Genomic DNA, 19,370 nt, shown 5'->3' on the forward strand with positions numbered 1-19,370 from the left:
TTCCGCTGGTGTTTTCACTTCCAAGGCTATTTTCGCCTAGTCCATAATATATAGACGCCGATGGCGATGAGTCCGAGCGGCCAAAACTTCCAGACAGAGGAAAGTCCGGCTTGGACGAGGTGAAAGAACGGCTGGCCGCGCCCGGAAAACGTCAGCACGACAGCGAGAAGCAAGAAAAGCACGCCAAAGCCGGCCCCGCCTTTTTGTTTGCGGCTGCTGGCGAAAAAAGCGAGCGCGATGAGGAAAAAAAACATGTTCACGCCGCGGGGCCAGGCCGAAAATGCACTCGCAAGGAGCAACTCAACGCCAAATCCGAGTAAAAGAAAGCCGGGGAAAAGGTAAGCATATTCACGCGCTGAATGCGCCTGGCCAAGCAAAGCCGCGCCGCAAATGGCAAGCAAGGCCGGCCACCCTTGGAAGAAATGGAAAAGGGGGGATTCCAACTGTCCGGCGAGAAAATACAGCCCGAGGCCGATGAACAAGATGCCGGCGAATACCGTTCGGGTTTTCATGATCGTCGCGTCCTCCGTTTCCCTTTTGGACATGTTTATGATAGAATGATCACTGTCTACAGTTTAGCATAGCTTTGGAGGCATGTTCACAATTTTTTCAAACCGGAACGATGGACGGTTGTGATATAATGATGGAAGGGATTCGGTCAATAAGGGGGATGGCATCGTGCAAATCGTAGTCGTTGGCGTCGACTATAAAACCGCCCCTGTAGAAATCCGCGAAAAGCTCGCGTTTGCAGAAGCGGAACTCGGTGCGGCGATGAAACAGCTCGCCAAGCAAAAAAGCGTGCTCGAAAATGTGATCGTTTCGACGTGCAACCGGACGGAAGTTTATGCAGTGGTTGATCAACTGCATACCGGACGTTACTATATGAAAGCATTTTTAGCCGAATGGTTTGGCGTCAAAGTGGAAGCGATTGCTCCGTATTTGCGTGTGCTTGAAGGAGAAGCGGCCATAAAGCATTTGTTCCGCGTGGCGGCCGGCCTTGATTCGATGGTGCTTGGGGAAACGCAAATTTTAGGGCAAGTGAAAGACAGCTATTTGCTCGCTCAAGAGGTCGGGACGAGCGGCACGATTTTCAATCATCTGTTCAAGCAGGCGGTGACCTTTGCGAAGCGCGCCCACTCGGAAACGGGCATCGGCGCGCACGCTGTATCGGTCAGCTATGCGGCGGTTGAGCTGGCGAAGAAAATTTTCGGCCGCCTTGCCGGCAAGCACGTCTTGATTATCGGGGCCGGCAAAATGGGGACGCTGGCGGCGCAAAACTTGTACGGCAGCGGCGTCGGGAAGGTGACGGTTGTCAATCGGACGCTTGAAAAAGCGAAACAGCTTGCTAAGCAGTTTGCCGGCGAAGCGAAGCCGCTCGGCGAATTGTCATGCGCTTTGCTGGAAGCGGATATCGTCATCAGCTCGACGGGAGCCAAAGGCTATATTTTGACGAAGGAAATGGTGGCGCCGCTTGAGAAAATGCGCAAAGGCCGCCCGCTCTTTATGGTTGACATCGCGGTGCCGCGCGATTTGGATCCGGCGTTGGCTGATTTGGAAACGGTGTTTTTGTACGACATTGACGATTTGCAAGATGTGGTGGCGGCCAACTTGGCGGAACGGCAAAAGGCAGCGGCTCGCATTGAAACGATGATCGAAGCGGAACTTATGGCGTTCAGCCAATGGCTGCAGACGCTCGGCGTCGTGCCAGTCATTGCCGCATTGCGCGAAAAGGCGCTGGCCATTCAAGCAGAAACGATGAAAAGTTTGGAGCGGAAACTGCCGCATTTGTCGGAGCGCGACTGGAAAGTGTTGAATAAGCATACGAAAAGCATTATTAACCAGCTGCTCCGCGATCCGATTTTGCAGGCGAAGGAACTCGCCGCCGGCCCGAATGCCGAGGAGGCGCTTTTGCTGTTTATGAAAATTTTCAATATCGAAGATGCGGTGAAAGCCGAGCGGCATATAGAGCAGGCGAAATCCGTGCAATGCGATGAACAAGACGCGGAAGCGGTCCGTGCCGCCCGCCCATCATGGCAGCTGTAAGGTGGGATGGATGGTGGCGCTGTTGTATGAGTTGTCCATTTTGCTTTACATCGCTTCGATCCTATTCTATTTCATCGATTTTTTGCAACAAAACCGGAAGGCGAACGACATCGCCTTCTGGTTGCTTTCTATTGTATGGCTTTTGCAGACAGTGACGTTTGTTTCTCGCATCATGGAGACGAAGCGCTTTCCGATTTTAACGATGTCGGAAGGGCTTTATTTTTACGCTTGGCTGCTCATTACGCTGTCGCTCGTCATCAATCGGCTGCTGCGCGTCGATTTCATCGTCTTTTTTACGAACGTGCTTGCTTTTTTTATTTTGGCCATTCATACGTTTGCACCGTCTTCGCAGTCGCCGGCTGTTGCGGAGCGGCTCGTCTCGGAGCTGCTGATCATCCACATCACCCTTTCGCTCGGAGCGTATGCGGCGTTTACGCTGTCGTTTCTGTTTTCGGCACTTTACATGTTGCAGTACAGTTTGCTGAAAAAGAAAAAGTGGGGGGCGCGCCTTTGGCGCATGGCGGATTTGTCGCGGCTTGATTTTTTGTCGTATGTTTTAAATGCGCTCGGCTTGCCTATGTTGTTATTAGGGCTCATTCTTGGCGTGATTTGGGCGTACATTCAAATCGACCATTTCCATTGGTATGATGCGAAAGTGCTCGGGTCGTTTGTCGTTCTTCTCGTCTATGGCGTCTATTTTTACAAGCGAGCCGTCCGGCAGATGCAAGGGAAGGCGATCGCGCTATGGAATATCGGTTCGTTTTTATTTTTGCTTGTCAACTTTTTCTTGTTTGGCAGTTTGTCAAAATTTCATTTTTGGTATTCGTAATCGAGGTGAAACGAGATGCGGAACATTGTCGTTGGCTCGCGGCGCAGCAAGCTTGCCTTGACCCAGACGAAGTGGGTGATCAACGAATTGAAACAGCTTGGGGCGCCGTTTACGTTTGAAGTGAAAGAAATCGTCACGAAAGGAGATCGGGTGCTTGATGTTACGCTCTCGAAAGTCGGGGGCAAAGGGTTGTTTGTGAAAGAGATTGAGCATGAATTGCTCGCCGGCGGCATCGATATGGCGGTCCATAGCATGAAAGATATGCCGGCTGTGCTGCCCGAAGGTTTAGTGATCGGTGCGGTTCCGCGTCGCGAAGATGCACGCGATGTGCTTGTCAGCAAAGGAAACCGGATGCTCTCCGACTTGCCGCCTGGGTCGGTCATTGGCACGAGCAGCTTGCGCCGTTCGGCGCAGCTGCTTGCCTATCGCCCGGATTTGACGATCAAATGGATTCGCGGCAATATTGACACAAGGTTGGCGAAGCTCGAAAGCGAAGAGTACGATGCGATCGTGCTGGCGGCGGCGGGTCTTGCGCGCATGGGTTGGGGCGATGACGTCATCAGCGACTATCTTCCTTTTGATGTCTGTGTTCCGGCGGTCGGCCAAGGGGCGCTGGCGGTCGAATGCCGGGAGGATGATGACGAATTGCGCCAATGGCTCAGCCGGTTAAACGACGAGCAAACCGAGCGGGCTGTTCGGGCGGAGCGCGCCTTTTTGCAGCAAATGGAAGGAGGCTGTCAAGTGCCGATTGCCGGCTACGCGGAAGTGAAGGAGGGGACGGTGCGTCTTACCGCGCTTGTCGCCTCCCCGGATGGCAAAGAAATGTATAAAGAAATCGTCACTGGCGCCGATCCGGAAGCGGTCGGCCGACAGGCGGCTGCCATCTTGAGCGAACAAGGGGCAAAAGCGCTGATCGAGCGGGTGAAAAAGGAGCTGGGCGACTGATGGCCAATCGCGCCCTAGCCGGCAAGACGGTACTTGTCACTCGTGACAAAAGGCAGGCGGCATCGTTTTCCGCCAAGCTGCGCGCCGTTGGCGCCGTGCCGATCGAAATCCCGCTCATAGCCATCCGCCCGGCGGCTGCGCCGGAAGCCATCGCCGCGCTCGCCGGACGGCTCGGGGAATACCGCTGGCTCGTGTTGACGAGCGTGAACGCGGTCCGCTTCTTTTTTCCGCACGTTTCGTTGCCGCGGCCGCTGCCGAATGTCGCCGTCGTCGGGCGGAAGACGGCGGCCGCGCTCGTTGAGTACGGTGTTTCACCGGCGCTCGTACCGGATGATTTCACCGCTGAACGGCTTGCCGCCATGCTTGCACCGCGCGTAAAACAAGGCGACCGGGTGCTGTTTGTCAAAGGTGATTTGGCAAGCCCGACGCTGCCTGAGGCGTTAAGGAAGGCAGGCGCAGCGGTCGATGAGTTTACGGTTTATCAAACGGTGCCAGACCTAAGCGGTCGAGAACCATTGTTGGCGTTGCTGCGCGAACGGAAACTAGATGCGATTACGTTGATGAGCCCATCGGCGGTTCATAGCCTTGCCCGCCTTCTTGGCGAGGAAGCGTCCGCGCTTCTCTCCGGCGTCGCTGTCGCCTGCATCGGGCCGGTGACAAAAAAGGCGGCGGAGCGGGAAGGAATCACCGTACATATTTGTCCAGCTGATTACACGACGGATGGTATAATCAAAGCGATGGAACAATATTTTTCCATGGAGGGACGATGAATGGCACTGTCATTTGACCGCCATCGCCGTTTGCGGCAAACGGCTGCGATTCGGGCGATGGTGCGTGAGACGCATCTTCGCGTCGAGGATCTCATTTATCCGCTGTTTGTGGTCGAGGGAAGCGGCATTAAGCGGGAAGTGCCGTCGATGCCAGGGGTTTACCATTTATCGCTTGACCGTTTATCTGAGGAAGTGGACGACATCGCCAAGCTTGGCATTCCCGCCGTCATGGTGTTTGGTGTGCCGAATGAAAAAGATGAAGTCGGTTCGCAGGCGTATTGCGAAACAGGGATTGTTCAGCGGGCGATCCGCCAAATCAAAGCTGAACACAAAGATCTAGTCGTCATTGCGGATACGTGTTTATGTGAATATACGAGCCACGGCCATTGCGGCGTCGTCGAAAACGAGCGCGTGCTGAACGACCCGTCGCTCGAGCTCCTCACCAAAACGGCGGTGAGCCAAGCGCAAGCCGGCGCCGACATCATCGCGCCGTCGAACATGATGGACGGCTTTGTCGCCGCCATTCGCCGTGGGCTTGATGAAGCAGGGTTTGAGTATGTGCCGATCATGTCGTATGCAATCAAATACGCTTCGGCATTTTACGGCCCGTTCCGTGATGCCGCCGACAGCGCGCCGCAGTTTGGCGACCGGAAGACGTACCAAATGGATCCGGCCAACCGCCTTGAGGCGTTTCGCGAGGCGGAGTCGGATGTCAAAGAAGGCGCTGATTTCTTGATGGTGAAGCCAGCGCTTGCCTACATGGATATTATCCGCGACGTCAAAAACCGTTTTCCGCTTCCGCTTGTCGCCTATAACGTGAGCGGCGAGTATGCGATGGTCAAAGCGGCGGCGCAAAACGGCTGGATCGATGAGAAGCCGGTCGTCATGGAAATGTTGACAGGGATGAAACGGGCGGGCGCGGATTTGATCATTACGTATTTTGCCAAAGATGTCGCCCGCTGGCTGGCTGAATAGAGAGGAGGGCGGAAGCATGCGAAGCTACGAACGGTCAAAAACCGCTTACGAAGAAGCGGTGAAATTGATGCCGGGCGGGGTGAACAGCCCGGTGCGCGCCTTCAAGTCGGTCGGGATGACGCCGATTTTCATGGCGCGCGGCCAAGGAGCGAAAATTTACGATATTGACGGCAATGAGTACATTGATTACGTACTGTCATGGGGTCCGCTCATTTTAGGGCATGCCAACCCGCAGGTCGTGGAAGCGTTGAAGCGCGTGGCGGAACAAGGCACAAGCTTTGGCGCTCCGACATTGCTTGAAAATGAGCTCGCCAAGCTCGTGATTGAGCGGGTGCCGTCGGTGGAAATCGTGCGGATGGTCAACTCCGGTACGGAGGCGACGATGAGCGCCCTCCGCTTAGCGCGCGGCTACACGAAGCGCAACAAAATCATGAAATTCGAAGGCAGCTACCACGGCCACGGCGATTCGCTGCTCATTAAAGCCGGCTCCGGCGTGGCGACGCTCGGCCTGCCGGACAGCCCGGGCGTGCCGGAATCGGTCGCCCAGCATACCATCACGGTGCCGTACAACGATTTGGACAGCGTCCGCTATGCGTTTGAGCGGTTTGGCGAAGACATCGCCGCGGTGATCGTCGAACCGGTCGCCGGCAACATGGGCGTCGTTCCGCCAGTGCCTGGCTTTTTGGAAGGGCTGCGCGAGGTGACGAAACAATACGGAGCCTTATTGATTTTCGACGAGGTCATGACCGGGTTCCGCGTCGATTACCACTGCGCCCAAGGGTATTATGGCATTGAGCCGGATTTGACGTGCCTTGGCAAAGTGATCGGCGGCGGCTTGCCGGTCGGGGCGTACGGGGGCAAAGCCGAGATCATGGAGCTTGTCGCGCCGAGCGGGCCGGTGTACCAAGCCGGCACGCTCTCCGGCAATCCGCTCGCCATGACGGCCGGGTACGAGACGCTCCGCCAGCTGACGCCGGAAACGTACGAAGAGCTTGGCCGCAAAGCGGCGCGCCTTGCGGATGGGCTTCATCAGGCAGCAGAGAAATACGACATCCCGCATACGATCAACCGCGCTGGGTCGATGATCGGCTTTTTCTTCACGAACGAGCCGGTGGTCAACTACGAGACAGCGAAAACGTCCGACTTGGAGCTGTTTGCCGCCTATTATCGGGAAATGGCGAATGAAGGCATTTTCCTGCCGCCGTCGCAATTTGAAGGGCTGTTTTTGTCGACGGCGCACAGTGATGATGATATTGAATATACGATTGCCGCTGCTGAGCGGGTGTTTGCCCGTCTGCGCGGATAAGGAAAGGGGCTGCCGACCGTCGGCAGCCCAATTTTTTATCATACCGCCTCGTTTCCGTTCATACAATGGATAATGTCATAGAAACCATTTGCCGAAGGGACGGAAGGAGGAGGCCCGGTTGGAGCAATCGTATTTGCGTTTTTCATTGGAAGAATCGGTCTGGTTTAAAAGAGGACAGGAAGTCGCCGAGTTTTTATCCATTTCTCTTGATCCGGTCATTTCCGTCGATGAGTACGACCAATATATTACGATCCGCGGCGCGCTTGAGTTGAGCGGCGAATTCCGCCAAGCGGGCGAAGGGCAGGCTGAAGCGGATGACGACGTGTTTGAGCTGGCTGGTTATCGGTTCATTCAGCACATTTCGGTGCGCGAAGACGGGATCAGCGAACTGTCGCACCGCTTTCCAATCGATATTACGATTCCAAAAAACCGCATTCGTTCCCTTGAGGATGTGTACGTGACGGTTGAATCGTTTGATTATGATTTGGATGAAAACGGAAGATTGCTGATCACTGCCGACATTTCGATCAGCGGCATCAGTGAAGCGCCGCTTGACGATGATTTGCCGGACGATGAGAAGGACGATGAGCCGCTGTTTGCCCCGTTTGAATCAATCGCCCGCAAGGAAGCGGCCGGTGAGGAAGCGTTTGCTTCCGTGGATGATCTCACCGATGAGGCGGATGAACAGCCGGCTTTTGCCGCCGACGAAACGACGGTTTCCGTCATGGAGCCGGCCGCCATGCGTCATGAAGAAACGGAGGCTGAGGAAGAAGAGGAGGCCAAAGAGCCGTTTTTGCCGATTGAGACGGAAACGAAGGCGGTCAGCGCACAGACGGAGGAAGACATCGCTTCGCTGCTGCCGCCAACTGAGGCGAAGGTATCGATCGGGGCGGCGAAAAAGGCGGTTGAGGAAGAAGAAGAAGAAACGAAAACAAAAAGCGAAAATGCGCTTTACTTGACGAAACTGTTTGCGAAAAGCGAGGAGAAAGAGTTTACGAAACTGAAAATTTGCATCGTCCAGCAAGGAGATTCATTGGACAAGATTGCCGAACGGTATGATGTGACCGTCTCACAGCTTTTGCGCGCCAATGATTTGGAAAGCCCAGATGACGTGCACGAGGGGCAGCTGCTGTATATTCCGGCCATGGCGGGAAGCCGTCCTTTCTCATGAAAGGGACGCTTTCCGTTTCTTTTGCCGATAAGGGGGCGTAACAAATGGCCGCACAGGCTGACCGATATGAGGCTGTGCTCGCCCAGTACGGTCTTCGTCCAGAGCGCATGGAGCAGCGAGGCAAAGCCGTCAAAGTATACACGAACCGCGGTGTTTTCGCCTTAAAGCCGCTTGAAAGCGAGCAAGAAGCCGCCGCCGTTTGGCAGTCTCTTCAGCATGGCGGCCCCCGTTGTCTCCCGCTTTACCTGACGCGGCGGCGGTCGCTGTTTGCCACAGAAGGCGGCCGTCTTTATTATTTGCAAGCATGGCATGACGGCGAATCAAAGGTGGAGAAGGATGCGGTGGACGCCTTTTTTCGCGAGCTCGCCCGCCTCCATCGCGCCACCGTCCGTACGATCGAGGTGAGTGAGGAAGAGGCGGCGGCGTACCGAAAGCAAAAAAAGGACGAATGGCAACGGGCGCGGATGGTTTGGGAAGAACGGATTGAGCGGTACGAAGCGGCGTGGTACATGTCTCCGTTTCAGCTCCAATGCTGCACCTATTTTCATGAGGTGATGCGCGCGTACTCGTTCGCTGAAGAACGGCTCGATGTGTGGGAAGAGACGCTCAAAGAGACGAAGCAATGGCGCATCGCCTGGGTGCACGGCAAAGCGCGCCTCTCCCACTATATCCCGCCGTATTGGATCAGTTGGGAGCGGGCGCATTGGAATTCGCCGCTCTTTGATGTGATCGCCGCGCTCCGTTTTCACGTACAGACAATGCCGCCGCTTGGGCGCGAGTGGCTTGAAGGGATGGGGGAGTACGAGAAGGAGCTGCCGCTGTCCGACGGGGAGCGGGCGTTTTTATACAGCCATTTGGCGGAGCCGCGTGGGTTTGTCCGCTGTTTGGAGCGGTATGAGGCCGCTTCGCGGAACGAGCGGAACGAACGGGAATATGTGGCCGCGTTGCAGCGTCGTTATTTGGCGTTCAAAAATATGGAGGCGCTCGTTATGCACCTTGTCCAACGCGACGCCGCGCGGCAGCAGGAAGAAGCGGTGGACAACGAACCGCCGGCGGATGAAAGCAGCAATGGTTAAATCGATTTTGAATCCAGCCCAAACAAAATGGCGTCCCACTAAATCCATTCCAGATGGAGCGCCACGGCAATGAAAACGAAGATGGCCAATAAAATGACATCAAACGTCGTTGGCAGAAAAATAGTGCGGATCGCTTGAAAAATGGTGAGCGGGATGATCACTTGGGCGCAGACGGCGCGCACTTGCCGAAGCCACGGCGGCCACGAATACGGGTTGAATCGCCGCATCGACATTCCCTCCTTCTCCGGTTTACTATACAATATGAAACGTGCGGTGGTTTGTCACCAAATGCACACGGATGGAATAAATAAATAAAAACTTGGCAAAGATGATGGACAATGGTAGTATAATAATCGAACAATGATGACAAAAGCGAAGACGGGGAAGAGTACAGCGGTCCGCGCCTGCAGAGAGGGAAATCAGAAGCTGCGAGATTTCCTAGGATGACGGCTGCTGGAAGGTCGCCCTTGAGCTGCTTCTTTGAAAGGCGCTGCTGCCGAGTAGAGGAAGCCGGCATCATGCCGTTATGCCAATGAAGCGCTTAAGCCTTTGGGCTTAAGAAAAAAGGTGGTACCGCGAAAGCAGCTCCTTTCGTCCTTTTGGGATGAAAGGGGCTTTTTTGCTTGCCGGCTGCGCGGCATTGCTCAGTGGGAAGCCGCCGTCGGCCGCATTGTCCATCATGTTGAAGGAGGGAAATGAAACATGGCACAGCACGAAGTGTCGATGCCGCCCAAATACGACCACCGCGCGGTCGAAGCGGGGCGCTACGAATGGTGGCTGAAAGGAAAATTTTTTGAAGCGACCGGTGATCCGAACAAACGACCGTTTACGATCGTCATTCCACCGCCCAACGTCACCGGCAAACTGCATCTGGGGCACGCGTGGGATACGACGCTGCAAGACATCATTACGCGCATGAAACGGATGCAAGGGTATGACGTTTTGTGGCTTCCGGGAATGGATCACGCCGGCATCGCCACCCAGGCGAAAGTGGAAGAGAAGCTGCGCCAGCAAGGGCTGTCGCGCTATGATTTAGGCCGGGAAAAATTTTTAGAAGAAACGTGGAAGTGGAAGGAAGAATACGCCGGCCATATTCGCAGCCAATGGGCGAAGTTAGGGCTTGGCCTCGATTACACGCGCGAGCGGTTCACGCTCGATGAAGGGCTCTCAAAAGCGGTGCGCGAAGTGTTCGTCTCGCTCTACCGGAAAGGGCTTATTTACCGCGGCGAGTACATCATCAACTGGGACCCGGTGACGAAAACCGCTTTGTCGGACATTGAGGTTGTTTATAAAGAAGTGAAAGGCGCGCTCTACCATTTGCGCTATCCGCTCGCCGACGGCTCCGGCTGCATTGAAGTGGCGACGACCCGTCCGGAAACGATGCTCGGCGATACGGCCGTCGCTGTGCACCCCGATGACGAGCGGTACAAGCACTTGATCGGCAAAATGGTGAAACTGCCGATCGTTGGCCGCGAAATACCGATCATTGCCGACGAATATGTCGATATGGAGTTCGGCTCCGGAGCGGTCAAAATTACGCCGGCGCACGACCCGAACGATTTTGAAATCGGCAACCGCCACAATTTGCCGCGCATTCTTGTCATGAACGAAGACGGCACGATGAATGAAAACGCCATGCAATACCAGGGGCTTGACCGGTTTGAATGCCGGAAGCAAATCGTCCGCGATTTGCAAGAACAAGGCGTCCTCTTTAAAATCGAGGAGCACGTGCACTCAGTCGGTCATAGCGAACGGAGCGGCGCGGTCGTTGAGCCGTATTTGTCGACGCAATGGTTTGTGAAAATGAAGCCGCTCGCCGAAGCCGCCATCAAGCTGCAGCAAACGGACGAAAAAGTGCAGTTCGTGCCGGACCGGTTTGAAAAAACGTATTTGCATTGGCTTGAAAACATCCGCGACTGGTGCATTTCGCGCCAGCTTTGGTGGGGGCATCGCATCCCGGCATGGTACCATAAAGAAACGGGCGAAATTTACGTTGACCATGAGCCGCCGAAAGACATCGAAAACTGGGAGCAAGACCCAGATGTGCTCGACACATGGTTCAGCTCGGCGCTCTGGCCGTTCTCGACAATGGGCTGGCCGGATACCGACTCGCCGGATTACAAGCGCTACTACCCGACTGATGTGCTTGTCACCGGCTATGACATCATTTTCTTCTGGGTGTCGCGCATGATTTTCCAAGGGCTTGAATTCACCGGAAAGCGTCCGTTCAAAGACGTGCTCATCCACGGCCTCGTCCGCGACGCCCAAGGGCGGAAAATGAGCAAATCGCTCGGCAACGGCGTCGATCCGATGGATGTGATCGACCAGTACGGCGCCGATGCGCTCCGCTATTTCTTGGCGACCGGCAGCTCGCCGGGGCAAGACTTGCGCTTCAGCACCGAAAAAGTCGAAGCGACGTGGAATTTTGCCAACAAAATTTGGAACGCCTCGCGCTTTGCCTTGATGAACATGGGCGGCATGACGTACGAGGAGCTTGATTTGAGCGGCGAAAAAACGGTCGCCGACCATTGGATTTTAACGCGTCTCAACGAAACGATCGATACGGTGACGAAGCTCGCTGAGAAATACGAATTCGGCGAAGCGGGGCGTACGCTGTACAACTTTATTTGGGACGACTTGTGCGACTGGTATATCGAAATGGCAAAGCTGCCGCTGTACGGTGATGACGAGGCGGCGAAAAAGACGACACGTTCGGTGTTGGCGTATGTGCTCGACAACACGATGCGCCTGCTTCACCCGTTCATGCCGTTCATTACCGAGGAAATTTGGCAAAACTTGCCGCATGAAGGCGAATCGATCACCGTCGCTCCGTGGCCGCAAGTGCGCCCTGAGCTGTCGAACGAAGAAGCCGCGGAAGAAATGCGGATGCTCGTCGACATCATCCGCGCCGTCCGCAACGTCCGCGCCGAAGTGAACACGCCGCCGAGCAAGCCGATTGCGCTCTATATTAAGGTGAAAGATGAACAAGTGCGGGCGGCGCTCATGAAAAACCGCGCCTATCTTGAGCGGTTCTGCAACCCGAGCGAGCTCTTGATCGATACAAACGTTCCCGCGCCGGACAAAGCGATGACGGCGGTCGTCACCGGCGCCGAGCTCATCATGCCGCTTGAAGGATTGATCAATATTGAGGAGGAAATTAAGCGGCTTGAAAAAGAGCTTGACAAATGGAACAAAGAAGTCGAGCGCGTCGAAAAGAAACTGGCGAACGAAGGATTTTTGGCGAAAGCGCCGGCTCATGTCGTCGAAGAAGAGCGGCGCAAGCGGCAAGATTACATGGAAAAACGCGAAGCCGTCAAGGCGCGCCTCGCCGAGCTCAAACGGTAGACAAACGATCTTGCTGTTGATTATGATGAAGACGAATCCGCTTTCCTGTGGATTCGTCTTTTTCGATGGATCATGATGGAAGGTTGGCGTATTCTGAGAAGAGGTTTGTTGTCAACATATACTCGCTTTCACCAGGCTTCTCGATGTGTGGCGCATCTGCCGCATGAAGCCGGCAGGGGGCGGCAAGACACCAATGGAAAAAGGAGGATGATGGACATGGTTCGAACGTATGAAGAAGCGGTCGCTTGGATTCACGGGCGGCTGCGGCTTGGCATAAAACCGGGATTGAAACGGATGGAATGGATGATGGAAAAACTTGGCCACCCGGAACGCCGCGTCCGCGCCGTCCATATCGGGGGAACGAACGGCAAAGGGTCAACGGTCGCCTATTTGCGCTCCATTTTGCAGGCGGCGGGCTATTCGGTCGGCACGTTCACCTCGCCGTATGTCGAGCAGTTTAACGAACGAATCAGCATAAACGGCCAACCGATTCGCGATGAAGAGCTCGTAGAGCTCGTGCAAACGATCAAACCGCTTGCGGACGAATTGGAACAGACGGAACTTGGCGGACCGACCGAGTTTGAAGTGATCACGGCGATGATGTTGTATTATTTCGGCAAACAAAACATCCAAGACATCGTGCTCATTGAAGTCGGGCTCGGCGGCCGCTTGGACTCAACCAACATCATTTATCCGCTCCTTTCCGTCATTACGAACGTCAGCTACGATCATATGAACATCTTAGGCGATACGCTCGATCAGATCGCCGCGGAAAAAGCGGGGATCATTAAATCAGGGATTCCGCTTGTGACAGCGGTCAACGAGCCCGAGGCGTGGGATGTGATCGCCAAGACGGCGGCGGAGCGGAAAGCGAAAACATATCGTCTCGGCGTCGATTTCACCGTTTCCGACCGGCAGGCGACGGTGGAAGGGGAGCAGTTTTCGCTTGTCACGCCGTTTGCCGAATATCGCGATTTGCGCATTCAAATGCCCGGCGCCCATCAAGTCGAAAACGCGGCGGTGGCAGTGATGGCGGCCGAACTATTGCGCCTTGGCTATTCGTTTTTGATCGATCCGGAGCATATCGCCGATGGGTTGGCCACAGCCGCTTGGCCCGGCCGGTTTGAGCGGGTGAGCGGCAATCCGCTCATCATCCTCGACGGCGCCCATAACGAAGCCGGGATTCGCTCACTCGTGGAGACGGTGCGCGCCCATTATCCTGACAAACACGTCCATGTCTTGTTCGCTGCGCTGACAGACAAGCCGCTTGAGCGGATGATTCAACGGCTTGATGAGCTCGCGGATACGATCACGTTTACCACGTTTGATTTTCCGCGCGCGGCAGCGGCGGAACAGTTGGCGGACCTTTCGTCCCATCCGCAGAAAGCGGTGACAGGTGATTGGGTCGGCTGGATCAGTGAAAAGAAAAACCAAATGGGGAGCGATGAGTTGATGCTCATTACGGGATCGCTTTACTTTATATCTGAAGTGCGAAAACGTTTAAAAAAATAATGCCAAGCGATGAAAAGAATTGATATAATGGAAGAAAGATAGTTCTTTTGGCGCGGGAGGGGAGGCGCATGAAGCGGTGGCGCGGCTGGCTTTTATGGGGAATGTTGTTTTGGCTGATGGCAAGCCTATGGCCGATGAAAGCAGGTGTTGTGTATGCCGATCAAACAGAGGGGGCCATTACGTTCGTTTCGGATGAGAAGATTGAGGGATGGGCGACCGCACCAGGGAGCGGCAACGGGCAAGGGAACAGCATTCGCTACTTTATGATTCGCATTCAGCCGAAGGAACAAAGCGGCACGGCAGTCAGCTACCGAGCCGAAGCGGTGGAAGCGCCGGCGGACCGAAACGGTGAGAAAAAGTATACGTTTTCTCTTGATATGCGCGGCAAGTGGCCGTCGTCTCCGGGAACGACGGTGACTTACCAAATCACCGTCGATGCGTATCGCGTGTTAGGAAATGGAAAAGAGGATGTGTATTTTTCATTCCCACAGACGCCTTATCAATATACGAGGCAAACTGGGGTGAGCACGGCTAAATTGGATTTTTCCCTCTCATTTTCACAGCCGGAATACGCCAAGCCGCCGAACGGCGATGCCCAAGGCCGGCTCGATGTGACGCTCGTTCCACAAGGGGCCGTTTCGTCGCCCGTCCGTCCGCCGATCGACGTTGTGTTTGTGTTTGACGTCTCCGGCTCGATGACATGGGAGAAGCTTTCGAGCGCCAAGACGGCGCTCCGTTCGGCTGTCGATTACTTTAAAGCCCATTCGCATCCGAACGACCGGTTTGCCCTCATTCCGTTTTCCGACCAAGTGAAACAAGTCGTTCCGTTTGGGGATCAGCCGAATGTCGCCGCCCAACTCGAGAAAATTCGGACGGTCGGCGACAGTTTGACCGCTGGAGGCGGCACGAACTATTCGGCGGCGCTGTCGCTTGCGCAGTCGTATTTTAACGACCCGGTGCGCAAAAAGTATGTAATTTTCTTGACAGACGGGATGCCGACCACCCTTAACGCAACAGAAACAATCACCTATCGGGAAGTCGAACGGATTCTTTGGTTCTACTACTATACAGGAGAAAAAATCACGGCGCCGTTGCCGCTGACGTACGAATTGTATACAAATGGAAAGGCCGGCATTCGTTTTATCGACAAACGCGGTTTTTCCCGCTTGTTTACAAGCGACGGATGGGACTATGTAAACGGTGCTGATATCCCTCTAGGTCGAAGCGACTATCCATTTAGTTACAGCAGCATAGAGAAGAAAATTCGTGATCATGCTATCAACGTGGCTAAGGCGCTCGGAATGAACAATATTACGCTTTATTCGATCGGTTTTGGCAGCAACGATGAAGTCGATATGAGCTTTTTGCAAACGCTGTCCGCGACTGCCGGCGGCGAGGCGCGGCAAGGAACGACGCAAAATTTGACCGCCTTGTTCCAACAGTTTTCCCAGCTTGCCACCACGCCGGCGATCACAGGAACGATCCGCATCTCGCTTTCGTCGTTTGGCGGCAATGTCGCCGTTGCGGAAAACGGCCAAGTATGGCTGGATGAAAATAAGCAAAATGCGTATATTTCGTTTTCGATTCCGTATGAGGTCGGGAAGCCGGCGCCGGCTCCTATTACGATTCCGGTTTCCGTCTCCTTTAAGCAAAAAGGGACCTATACGTTGACCACAGAGTTGACATACCGCGATGTGTATGGGCAACTGCAGCCGCCGATCGCAAAATCGGCCACGATCTCGATCGTTGTTAAGGTTCATAGCTTGACGCTTGGCGATTACAAACCGACGATGAACGTTGACGAAATGCAAACCATTCCAGTGACGATCGAGCCGAGCGACGCGACGAACCCAACGCTTGCGTGGACATCAAGCGACCCGAGTGTCGCATCCGTAGACCAAAACGGCACGGTGACAGCGCTAAAGCCTGGAACGGTTACGATCACCGTCCGCGCGACTGATGGCAGCAACGCGTCGGCATCGGCGGCCATCAAGGTGATGAATCCGTACGTGGCGCTTCAAGGTATGGAGTTCCGCCGTCCGGTGTTGTATATGAAAGTCGGCGAACGGCTTGACGCAGCGCCTGAGCTTCGTTTTGTTCCGTCCAATGCAAGCGACCGAACGCTCCGCTCTGTGACATCGTCTGACTCCCGGTTTGTCGACGTTGTCCAAGAAAATGGCCGATGGTATTTGGAAGCAGTGGATGTCGGCTATGCGTATGTGACGGCGACCGCTAATGCGAGAACGCCGGATGGCAGGCCAATTCAAGCCTCAGTGTGGGTCTTTGTCCAACCGCGTGAAGATGAGGGGGGAAGCGGCAGCAGTGGTGGGCGTTGGTGATGATGGAAAAAGCGGCCTCATGAATTGGAGAGCCGCTTTTTTTCGTTTGTCCAGGGGATCGAGAGGATGAGAGAGGGAATTTAGCCGTCTTCGTTCACTCAACTTCAAGCCGGTCGGCGACGAGCGAGATTTGATTGACAAACGGCAATCCTGTTCCTTGTTCGACTAACACCCGTGGATTATATTTGACGATCAGACGAGATTGTTGCATGTCAGAGCTTGGAATGAAGTTCCCCGGCTCACCGTCTTTCGGCTCGATCCGGCCGCGAAAGGCGTTGATGACGAGCCCGTTGATGTCTGTATCCGGAGCAGCCGCTCCGTTCCCGCGGGCGAACAACCCGCCTTCAATGTACAAATACGATCCGACAGCATAAATCGTCGCGCTGCTGTCCGTATAAAAATACCCTTTTAAGTTCGGGATTTCATTTGAGTCTTGAAATTCATTGATGCGGGCGATATCGAGCGTGCCTTTGGACAACAACACGAGCCCTTTTCCATCCGCTCCGTCGATATGGCTGTTGTAAATGGTCGTCTTGCCAGTGACGTAAATGCTCGCGTTCAACGCCAAGTTTCCAGTAAGCGTCAAATCACCGAACACGATCAAATTGCCGCGCACAGCCGCTGTTGATTTTGTCGGTCCTTCAATGCGGAGATCGCCATTGACAATGAGCCATTGGTTTTGGCCATTTTGCTGCACGTCAATGTCGCGATAAAGGGTGATCTCCTTCCCTTCTGCGTCCAACCAAAGCGGCTTGTCTTTTGGCATCTGATTGATGGATTGTTCATACGGCGTTTCGTCGTCTGTCACGACCCGAGCCAATTTCCCTTCTTGATAAAGCTCCCGCGCTACATCGAGCGGCGGCTGGTGATCGTTTTCAATGCGCTCGATATACGCTTGTTGGGTTTCAGGCGACAACGGCGAGAGACCGGCCGCTTGAAGCAATTTATCTTTCACGGTGCGCTCGAAATCAGTATCGATGAAATCGTCCGTCTCTTGTTGAATGAGAGGGCCGCCATCGTCCGGCCATCCTGGGAAGAAAAGGCCTTCTTCCATTTGGAAAGCTCGGCCGCCAGTCTTCCAGCAACTGCTCGTTTGCGTGCATGAAAACAGCAGCTTGTCATGAATGTGCCAAATCGAATCGTTCATTGATGCGGGCAGTCCGGCATCGATAGGAGCGATCGTTAACTCGCCGCTTTTTTTCACGTAGTTTGCCGCGTTGCTGATGTAAGCGCTTTGTCCGGCGTATACGTTTCCTTGCTCCACGTAGACGCCGCCGTTTAAGATGACGGTTTCTTTTGATCCGAGCGCGTATTTGAGAAAGCTGGGCGTATTTGTTAAAAAGACGAGCCGTTTGACTTTCCGCTCGCGATGGCCGTCCGTAAACGGTTTGGACAAATCGAGCGCGCGGAGGAACACTTTGTTCGTCGGAATGTTGTACAAGCGATAGGACACGTCTTCCACCTCCACGCCGTAGCGCGCTTTCAGCTTGCCGGCGATCGTATCCGGGCCGGGGGTGTCCTCGTTAATGCCGAGAAATGCATCCCATTGACTGGGGGTGAAAATGTCATGACGAACAAAAAAATCGTCGTCTGAAAGCTCAGCTTTAAGCCCAGCAATTGCTTCATTAAGGGCTGTTTTGGCTTCATGAAACGATTCGATGTTCTCAACGCGCACCGCGGTAAATCGCGCTTGCTGGACGGCGACTGTTAAAATCGTCAAGCCGAGCAAAAAAAAGAGGGTGATCATGAGCATCGTCGTCACCAAACTGTAGCCAGCGGCGTTCAAGCGCAGTCGGTTCATCGCAGCCCCTCCCTTCGCAGACAAAGTTTTGGAATGCAATACTTAAAAACCAAATTCCGTTGTCAATGTAAACGGCGGCACATACAGCCAACCACTCGGGTCGGCGTGTCGACGGTCGGAGACAATGAGACGGATCGTCATGACGCCGCTGCGGCACAGGTTGCCTTCTTTTCGTGCGCAACGGAATGAAAACGATGAAGAGTCGCCCAGCAAAAAGCGGGAAGAGGTGATCGTTTCGCCATTGATCGCGAGCGCACCGTCTTGGATGGACAGCGTCATCCGCTCGATGCTTTCCGGCTTTTTCTCTTCACGGGAGACAAGCCCGGTGTCCGCATCGGCTTTGAATTCTTGGTTTTTCACAAAGGTGACGGCCGTTAACGGCGTGTTTTCCTCTTGACTTTCCATTCCATCTGGAGAGAGCGTGTACAGCTCGTTCATTATTCGGGCCATGGTGTAGTCCGCTTCGCTGCGCAAGTCGTTTTCGATGCCGATGCGCTCGTAGGCGCGAATGCCGGTTAAAAACACCGTGTAGATAGCGCCGATGATGAGCAAAGAAATGGAAACGGCGGCCAACAGCTCGATCATCGTCATGCCGGCTTCGCTTCTAGCGGATCGTTTCATCGGTGATCACCCCTTCGACCCACGCCGTTTCGTTCGTGCGCTCGCCCCAACGGACGGTGGTGTATAATTTGGTCATGTAGCCGCCGGCGTTTGATTCGGCTGCTTTTTCCGTTTCAGCGCGGATGCGCGCCTGCAGCGGCGCAGGCAAGGAAGCGAATTCCGACGATGAAGTGAATGCATCCCATGCCTCCTTGTCGTATCGGACAAGGTAAACGGAAGCTTCGTAACGGACATTGTTGATTTTCGGGGCGAACTGCGCTTCACATACCGTATGCAGTTGGCTAGATTCACCGGGAAAAAACAGCGCCGCCAACGATTCGTTGCCGCAATCGTCTTTTGTTAGCTCAAGAAACGGTGTTTGATGGTCTTCCATATACTCTTTTAACCGGGAGAAATCTGCGTTTTTTTCAAAATAGACAGCGACGCCGCGGGCGACGTTGACGGCCACCGTCCGACCTTGGTTGTAAGACGTATGCATCATCGCATTCGTGAAAAAGTAAAACAAACCGATCGCGACGCCCGATAAAAGAGTGATGGCCAGCAACGTTTCGATCAACGTAAATCCTGCTTGACGACTAGGAAGAGGAAAATTGCTTCCCGCCATTTGTCATAACCTTCTTTCAAAATATGTAACTTT

The 19,370-nt window shown here is 54.4% G+C and carries 16 protein-coding genes and 1 other annotated feature; of the genes, 11 read left to right on the plus strand and 5 right to left on the minus strand.

Features of this window, described 5'->3' with window-relative positions:
• Positions 1 to 26: 26 nt before the first annotated feature.
• Entirely contained in the window at positions 27 to 512 is a 486-nt protein-coding gene (locus tag T260_RS134580) for a LiaI-LiaF-like domain-containing protein (RefSeq protein WP_011232124.1), read from the minus strand.
• A 166-nt stretch (positions 513 to 678) separates the two neighbouring features.
• Between T260_RS134580 and hemA the strand changes: the two genes are divergently transcribed.
• The 8 genes from hemA (at position 679) to ysxE (ending at position 9,115) form a co-directional block, all read left to right on the plus strand.
• A complete protein-coding gene (gene hemA, locus T260_RS134575; RefSeq protein ID WP_011232123.1) occupies positions 679 to 2,043 on the plus strand; it encodes a glutamyl-tRNA reductase in 1,365 nt (454 codons plus the stop codon).
• 10 nt (positions 2,044 to 2,053) lie between these two features.
• Entirely contained in the window at positions 2,054 to 2,872 is an 819-nt protein-coding gene (gene ccsA / locus T260_RS134570; protein ID WP_011232122.1) for a cytochrome c biogenesis protein, read from the plus strand.
• 15 nt (positions 2,873 to 2,887) lie between these two features.
• A complete protein-coding gene (hemC, locus tag T260_RS134565) occupies positions 2,888 to 3,817 on the plus strand; it encodes a hydroxymethylbilane synthase (RefSeq protein ID WP_014196450.1) in 930 nt (309 codons plus the stop codon).
• On the plus strand, positions 3,817 to 4,587 hold the full coding sequence (locus T260_RS134560; RefSeq protein WP_011232120.1) for a uroporphyrinogen-III synthase: 771 nt from the start codon (positions 3,817 to 3,819) through the stop codon (positions 4,585 to 4,587). The genes hemC and T260_RS134560 overlap by 1 nt, the downstream gene beginning before the upstream one ends.
• Positions 4,588 to 5,562 (plus strand): porphobilinogen synthase, encoded by a 975-nt coding sequence (hemB, locus tag T260_RS134555; RefSeq protein ID WP_013144588.1) that lies wholly within the window; start codon positions 4,588 to 4,590, stop codon positions 5,560 to 5,562.
• A 16-nt stretch (positions 5,563 to 5,578) separates the two neighbouring features.
• Positions 5,579 to 6,868 (plus strand): glutamate-1-semialdehyde 2,1-aminomutase, encoded by a 1,290-nt coding sequence (hemL, locus tag T260_RS134550; protein WP_011232118.1) that lies wholly within the window; start codon positions 5,579 to 5,581, stop codon positions 6,866 to 6,868.
• A 118-nt stretch (positions 6,869 to 6,986) separates the two neighbouring features.
• Positions 6,987 to 8,039, plus strand: coding sequence for a stage VI sporulation protein D (gene spoVID, locus T260_RS134545; RefSeq protein WP_023633495.1), 1,053 nt, complete (start codon positions 6,987 to 6,989; stop codon positions 8,037 to 8,039).
• Positions 8,040 to 8,083: 44 nt separating this feature from the next.
• Complete coding sequence (ysxE, locus tag T260_RS134540; RefSeq protein WP_023633496.1) at positions 8,084 to 9,115, plus strand: spore coat protein YsxE; 1,032 nt, start codon at positions 8,084 to 8,086, stop codon at positions 9,113 to 9,115.
• Between the two features lie 38 nt (positions 9,116 to 9,153).
• On the opposite strand, the gene T260_RS134535 is transcribed toward ysxE, so the two are convergent.
• A complete protein-coding gene (locus tag T260_RS134535; protein WP_011232115.1) occupies positions 9,154 to 9,342 on the minus strand; it encodes a YszA family small membrane protein in 189 nt (62 codons plus the stop codon).
• 139 nt (positions 9,343 to 9,481) lie between these two features.
• Positions 9,482 to 9,717, plus strand: a binding site (T-box leader).
• Between the two features lie 100 nt (positions 9,718 to 9,817).
• On the opposite strand from T260_RS134535, the gene T260_RS134530 reads away from it, so the two are divergent.
• The 3 genes from T260_RS134530 to T260_RS134520 all read left to right on the plus strand — a co-directional run bounded on the left by T260_RS134530 (position 9,818) and on the right by T260_RS134520 (position 16,311).
• Positions 9,818 to 12,460 (plus strand): valine--tRNA ligase, encoded by a 2,643-nt coding sequence (locus T260_RS134530; protein ID WP_023633497.1) that lies wholly within the window; start codon positions 9,818 to 9,820, stop codon positions 12,458 to 12,460.
• 216 nt (positions 12,461 to 12,676) lie between these two features.
• On the plus strand, positions 12,677 to 13,972 hold the full coding sequence (locus T260_RS134525) for a bifunctional folylpolyglutamate synthase/dihydrofolate synthase (RefSeq protein ID WP_023633498.1): 1,296 nt from the start codon (positions 12,677 to 12,679) through the stop codon (positions 13,970 to 13,972).
• A 68-nt stretch (positions 13,973 to 14,040) separates the two neighbouring features.
• Positions 14,041 to 16,311 (plus strand): VWA domain-containing protein, encoded by a 2,271-nt coding sequence (locus T260_RS134520; protein ID WP_023633499.1) that lies wholly within the window; start codon positions 14,041 to 14,043, stop codon positions 16,309 to 16,311.
• A gap of 94 nt (positions 16,312 to 16,405) precedes the next feature.
• On the opposite strand, the gene T260_RS134515 is transcribed toward T260_RS134520, so the two are convergent.
• From T260_RS134515 to T260_RS134505, 3 genes are read right to left on the minus strand one after another with little or no spacing between them, the layout of a single operon-like run.
• Positions 16,406 to 18,112 (minus strand): hypothetical protein, encoded by a 1,707-nt coding sequence (locus T260_RS134515; protein WP_023633500.1) that lies wholly within the window; start codon positions 18,110 to 18,112, stop codon positions 16,406 to 16,408.
• Positions 18,113 to 18,154: 42 nt separating this feature from the next.
• The gene (locus tag T260_RS134510; RefSeq protein WP_014196441.1) at positions 18,155 to 18,733 is read right to left on the minus strand and encodes a PilW family protein; all 579 of its coding nucleotides are present in this window, start codon (positions 18,731 to 18,733) and stop codon (positions 18,155 to 18,157) included.
• Complete coding sequence (locus tag T260_RS134505) at positions 18,717 to 19,337, minus strand: type IV pilus modification PilV family protein (RefSeq protein WP_014196440.1); 621 nt, start codon at positions 19,335 to 19,337, stop codon at positions 18,717 to 18,719. Before T260_RS134505 ends, T260_RS134510 begins: the two co-directional genes overlap by 17 nt.
• Between the last annotated feature and the right edge of the window lie 33 nt (positions 19,338 to 19,370).

The organism is Geobacillus thermopakistaniensis (assembly GCF_000498995.1).
GTDB classification, from domain to species: domain Bacteria; phylum Bacillota; class Bacilli; order Bacillales; family Anoxybacillaceae; genus Geobacillus; species Geobacillus thermoleovorans.

Bases quoted from the DNA above. Each gene is read 5' to 3' on its own strand.
- T260_RS134580 (WP_011232124.1), bottom strand. From the start codon at position 512: ATGAAAACCCGAACGGTATTCGCCGGCATCTTGTTCATCGGCCTCGGG.
- ccsA (WP_011232122.1), top strand. From the start codon at position 2,054: ATGGTGGCGCTGTTGTATGAGTTGTCCATTTTGCTTTACATCGCTTCG.
- hemC (WP_014196450.1), top strand. From the start codon at position 2,888: ATGCGGAACATTGTCGTTGGCTCGCGGCGCAGCAAGCTTGCCTTGACC.
- T260_RS134560 (WP_011232120.1), top strand. From the start codon at position 3,817: ATGGCCAATCGCGCCCTAGCCGGCAAGACGGTACTTGTCACTCGTGAC.
- hemB (WP_013144588.1), top strand. From the start codon at position 4,588: ATGGCACTGTCATTTGACCGCCATCGCCGTTTGCGGCAAACGGCTGCG.
- hemL (WP_011232118.1), top strand. From the start codon at position 5,579: ATGCGAAGCTACGAACGGTCAAAAACCGCTTACGAAGAAGCGGTGAAA.
- ysxE (WP_023633496.1), top strand. From the start codon at position 8,084: ATGGCCGCACAGGCTGACCGATATGAGGCTGTGCTCGCCCAGTACGGT.
- T260_RS134535 (WP_011232115.1), bottom strand. From the start codon at position 9,342: ATGCGGCGATTCAACCCGTATTCGTGGCCGCCGTGGCTTCGGCAAGTG.
- T260_RS134530 (WP_023633497.1), top strand. From the start codon at position 9,818: ATGGCACAGCACGAAGTGTCGATGCCGCCCAAATACGACCACCGCGCG.
- T260_RS134525 (WP_023633498.1), top strand. From the start codon at position 12,677: ATGGTTCGAACGTATGAAGAAGCGGTCGCTTGGATTCACGGGCGGCTG.
- T260_RS134520 (WP_023633499.1), top strand. From the start codon at position 14,041: ATGAAGCGGTGGCGCGGCTGGCTTTTATGGGGAATGTTGTTTTGGCTG.
- T260_RS134515 (WP_023633500.1), bottom strand. From the start codon at position 18,112: ATGAACCGACTGCGCTTGAACGCCGCTGGCTACAGTTTGGTGACGACG.
- T260_RS134510 (WP_014196441.1), bottom strand. From the start codon at position 18,733: ATGAAACGATCCGCTAGAAGCGAAGCCGGCATGACGATGATCGAGCTG.
- T260_RS134505 (WP_014196440.1), bottom strand. From the start codon at position 19,337: ATGGCGGGAAGCAATTTTCCTCTTCCTAGTCGTCAAGCAGGATTTACG.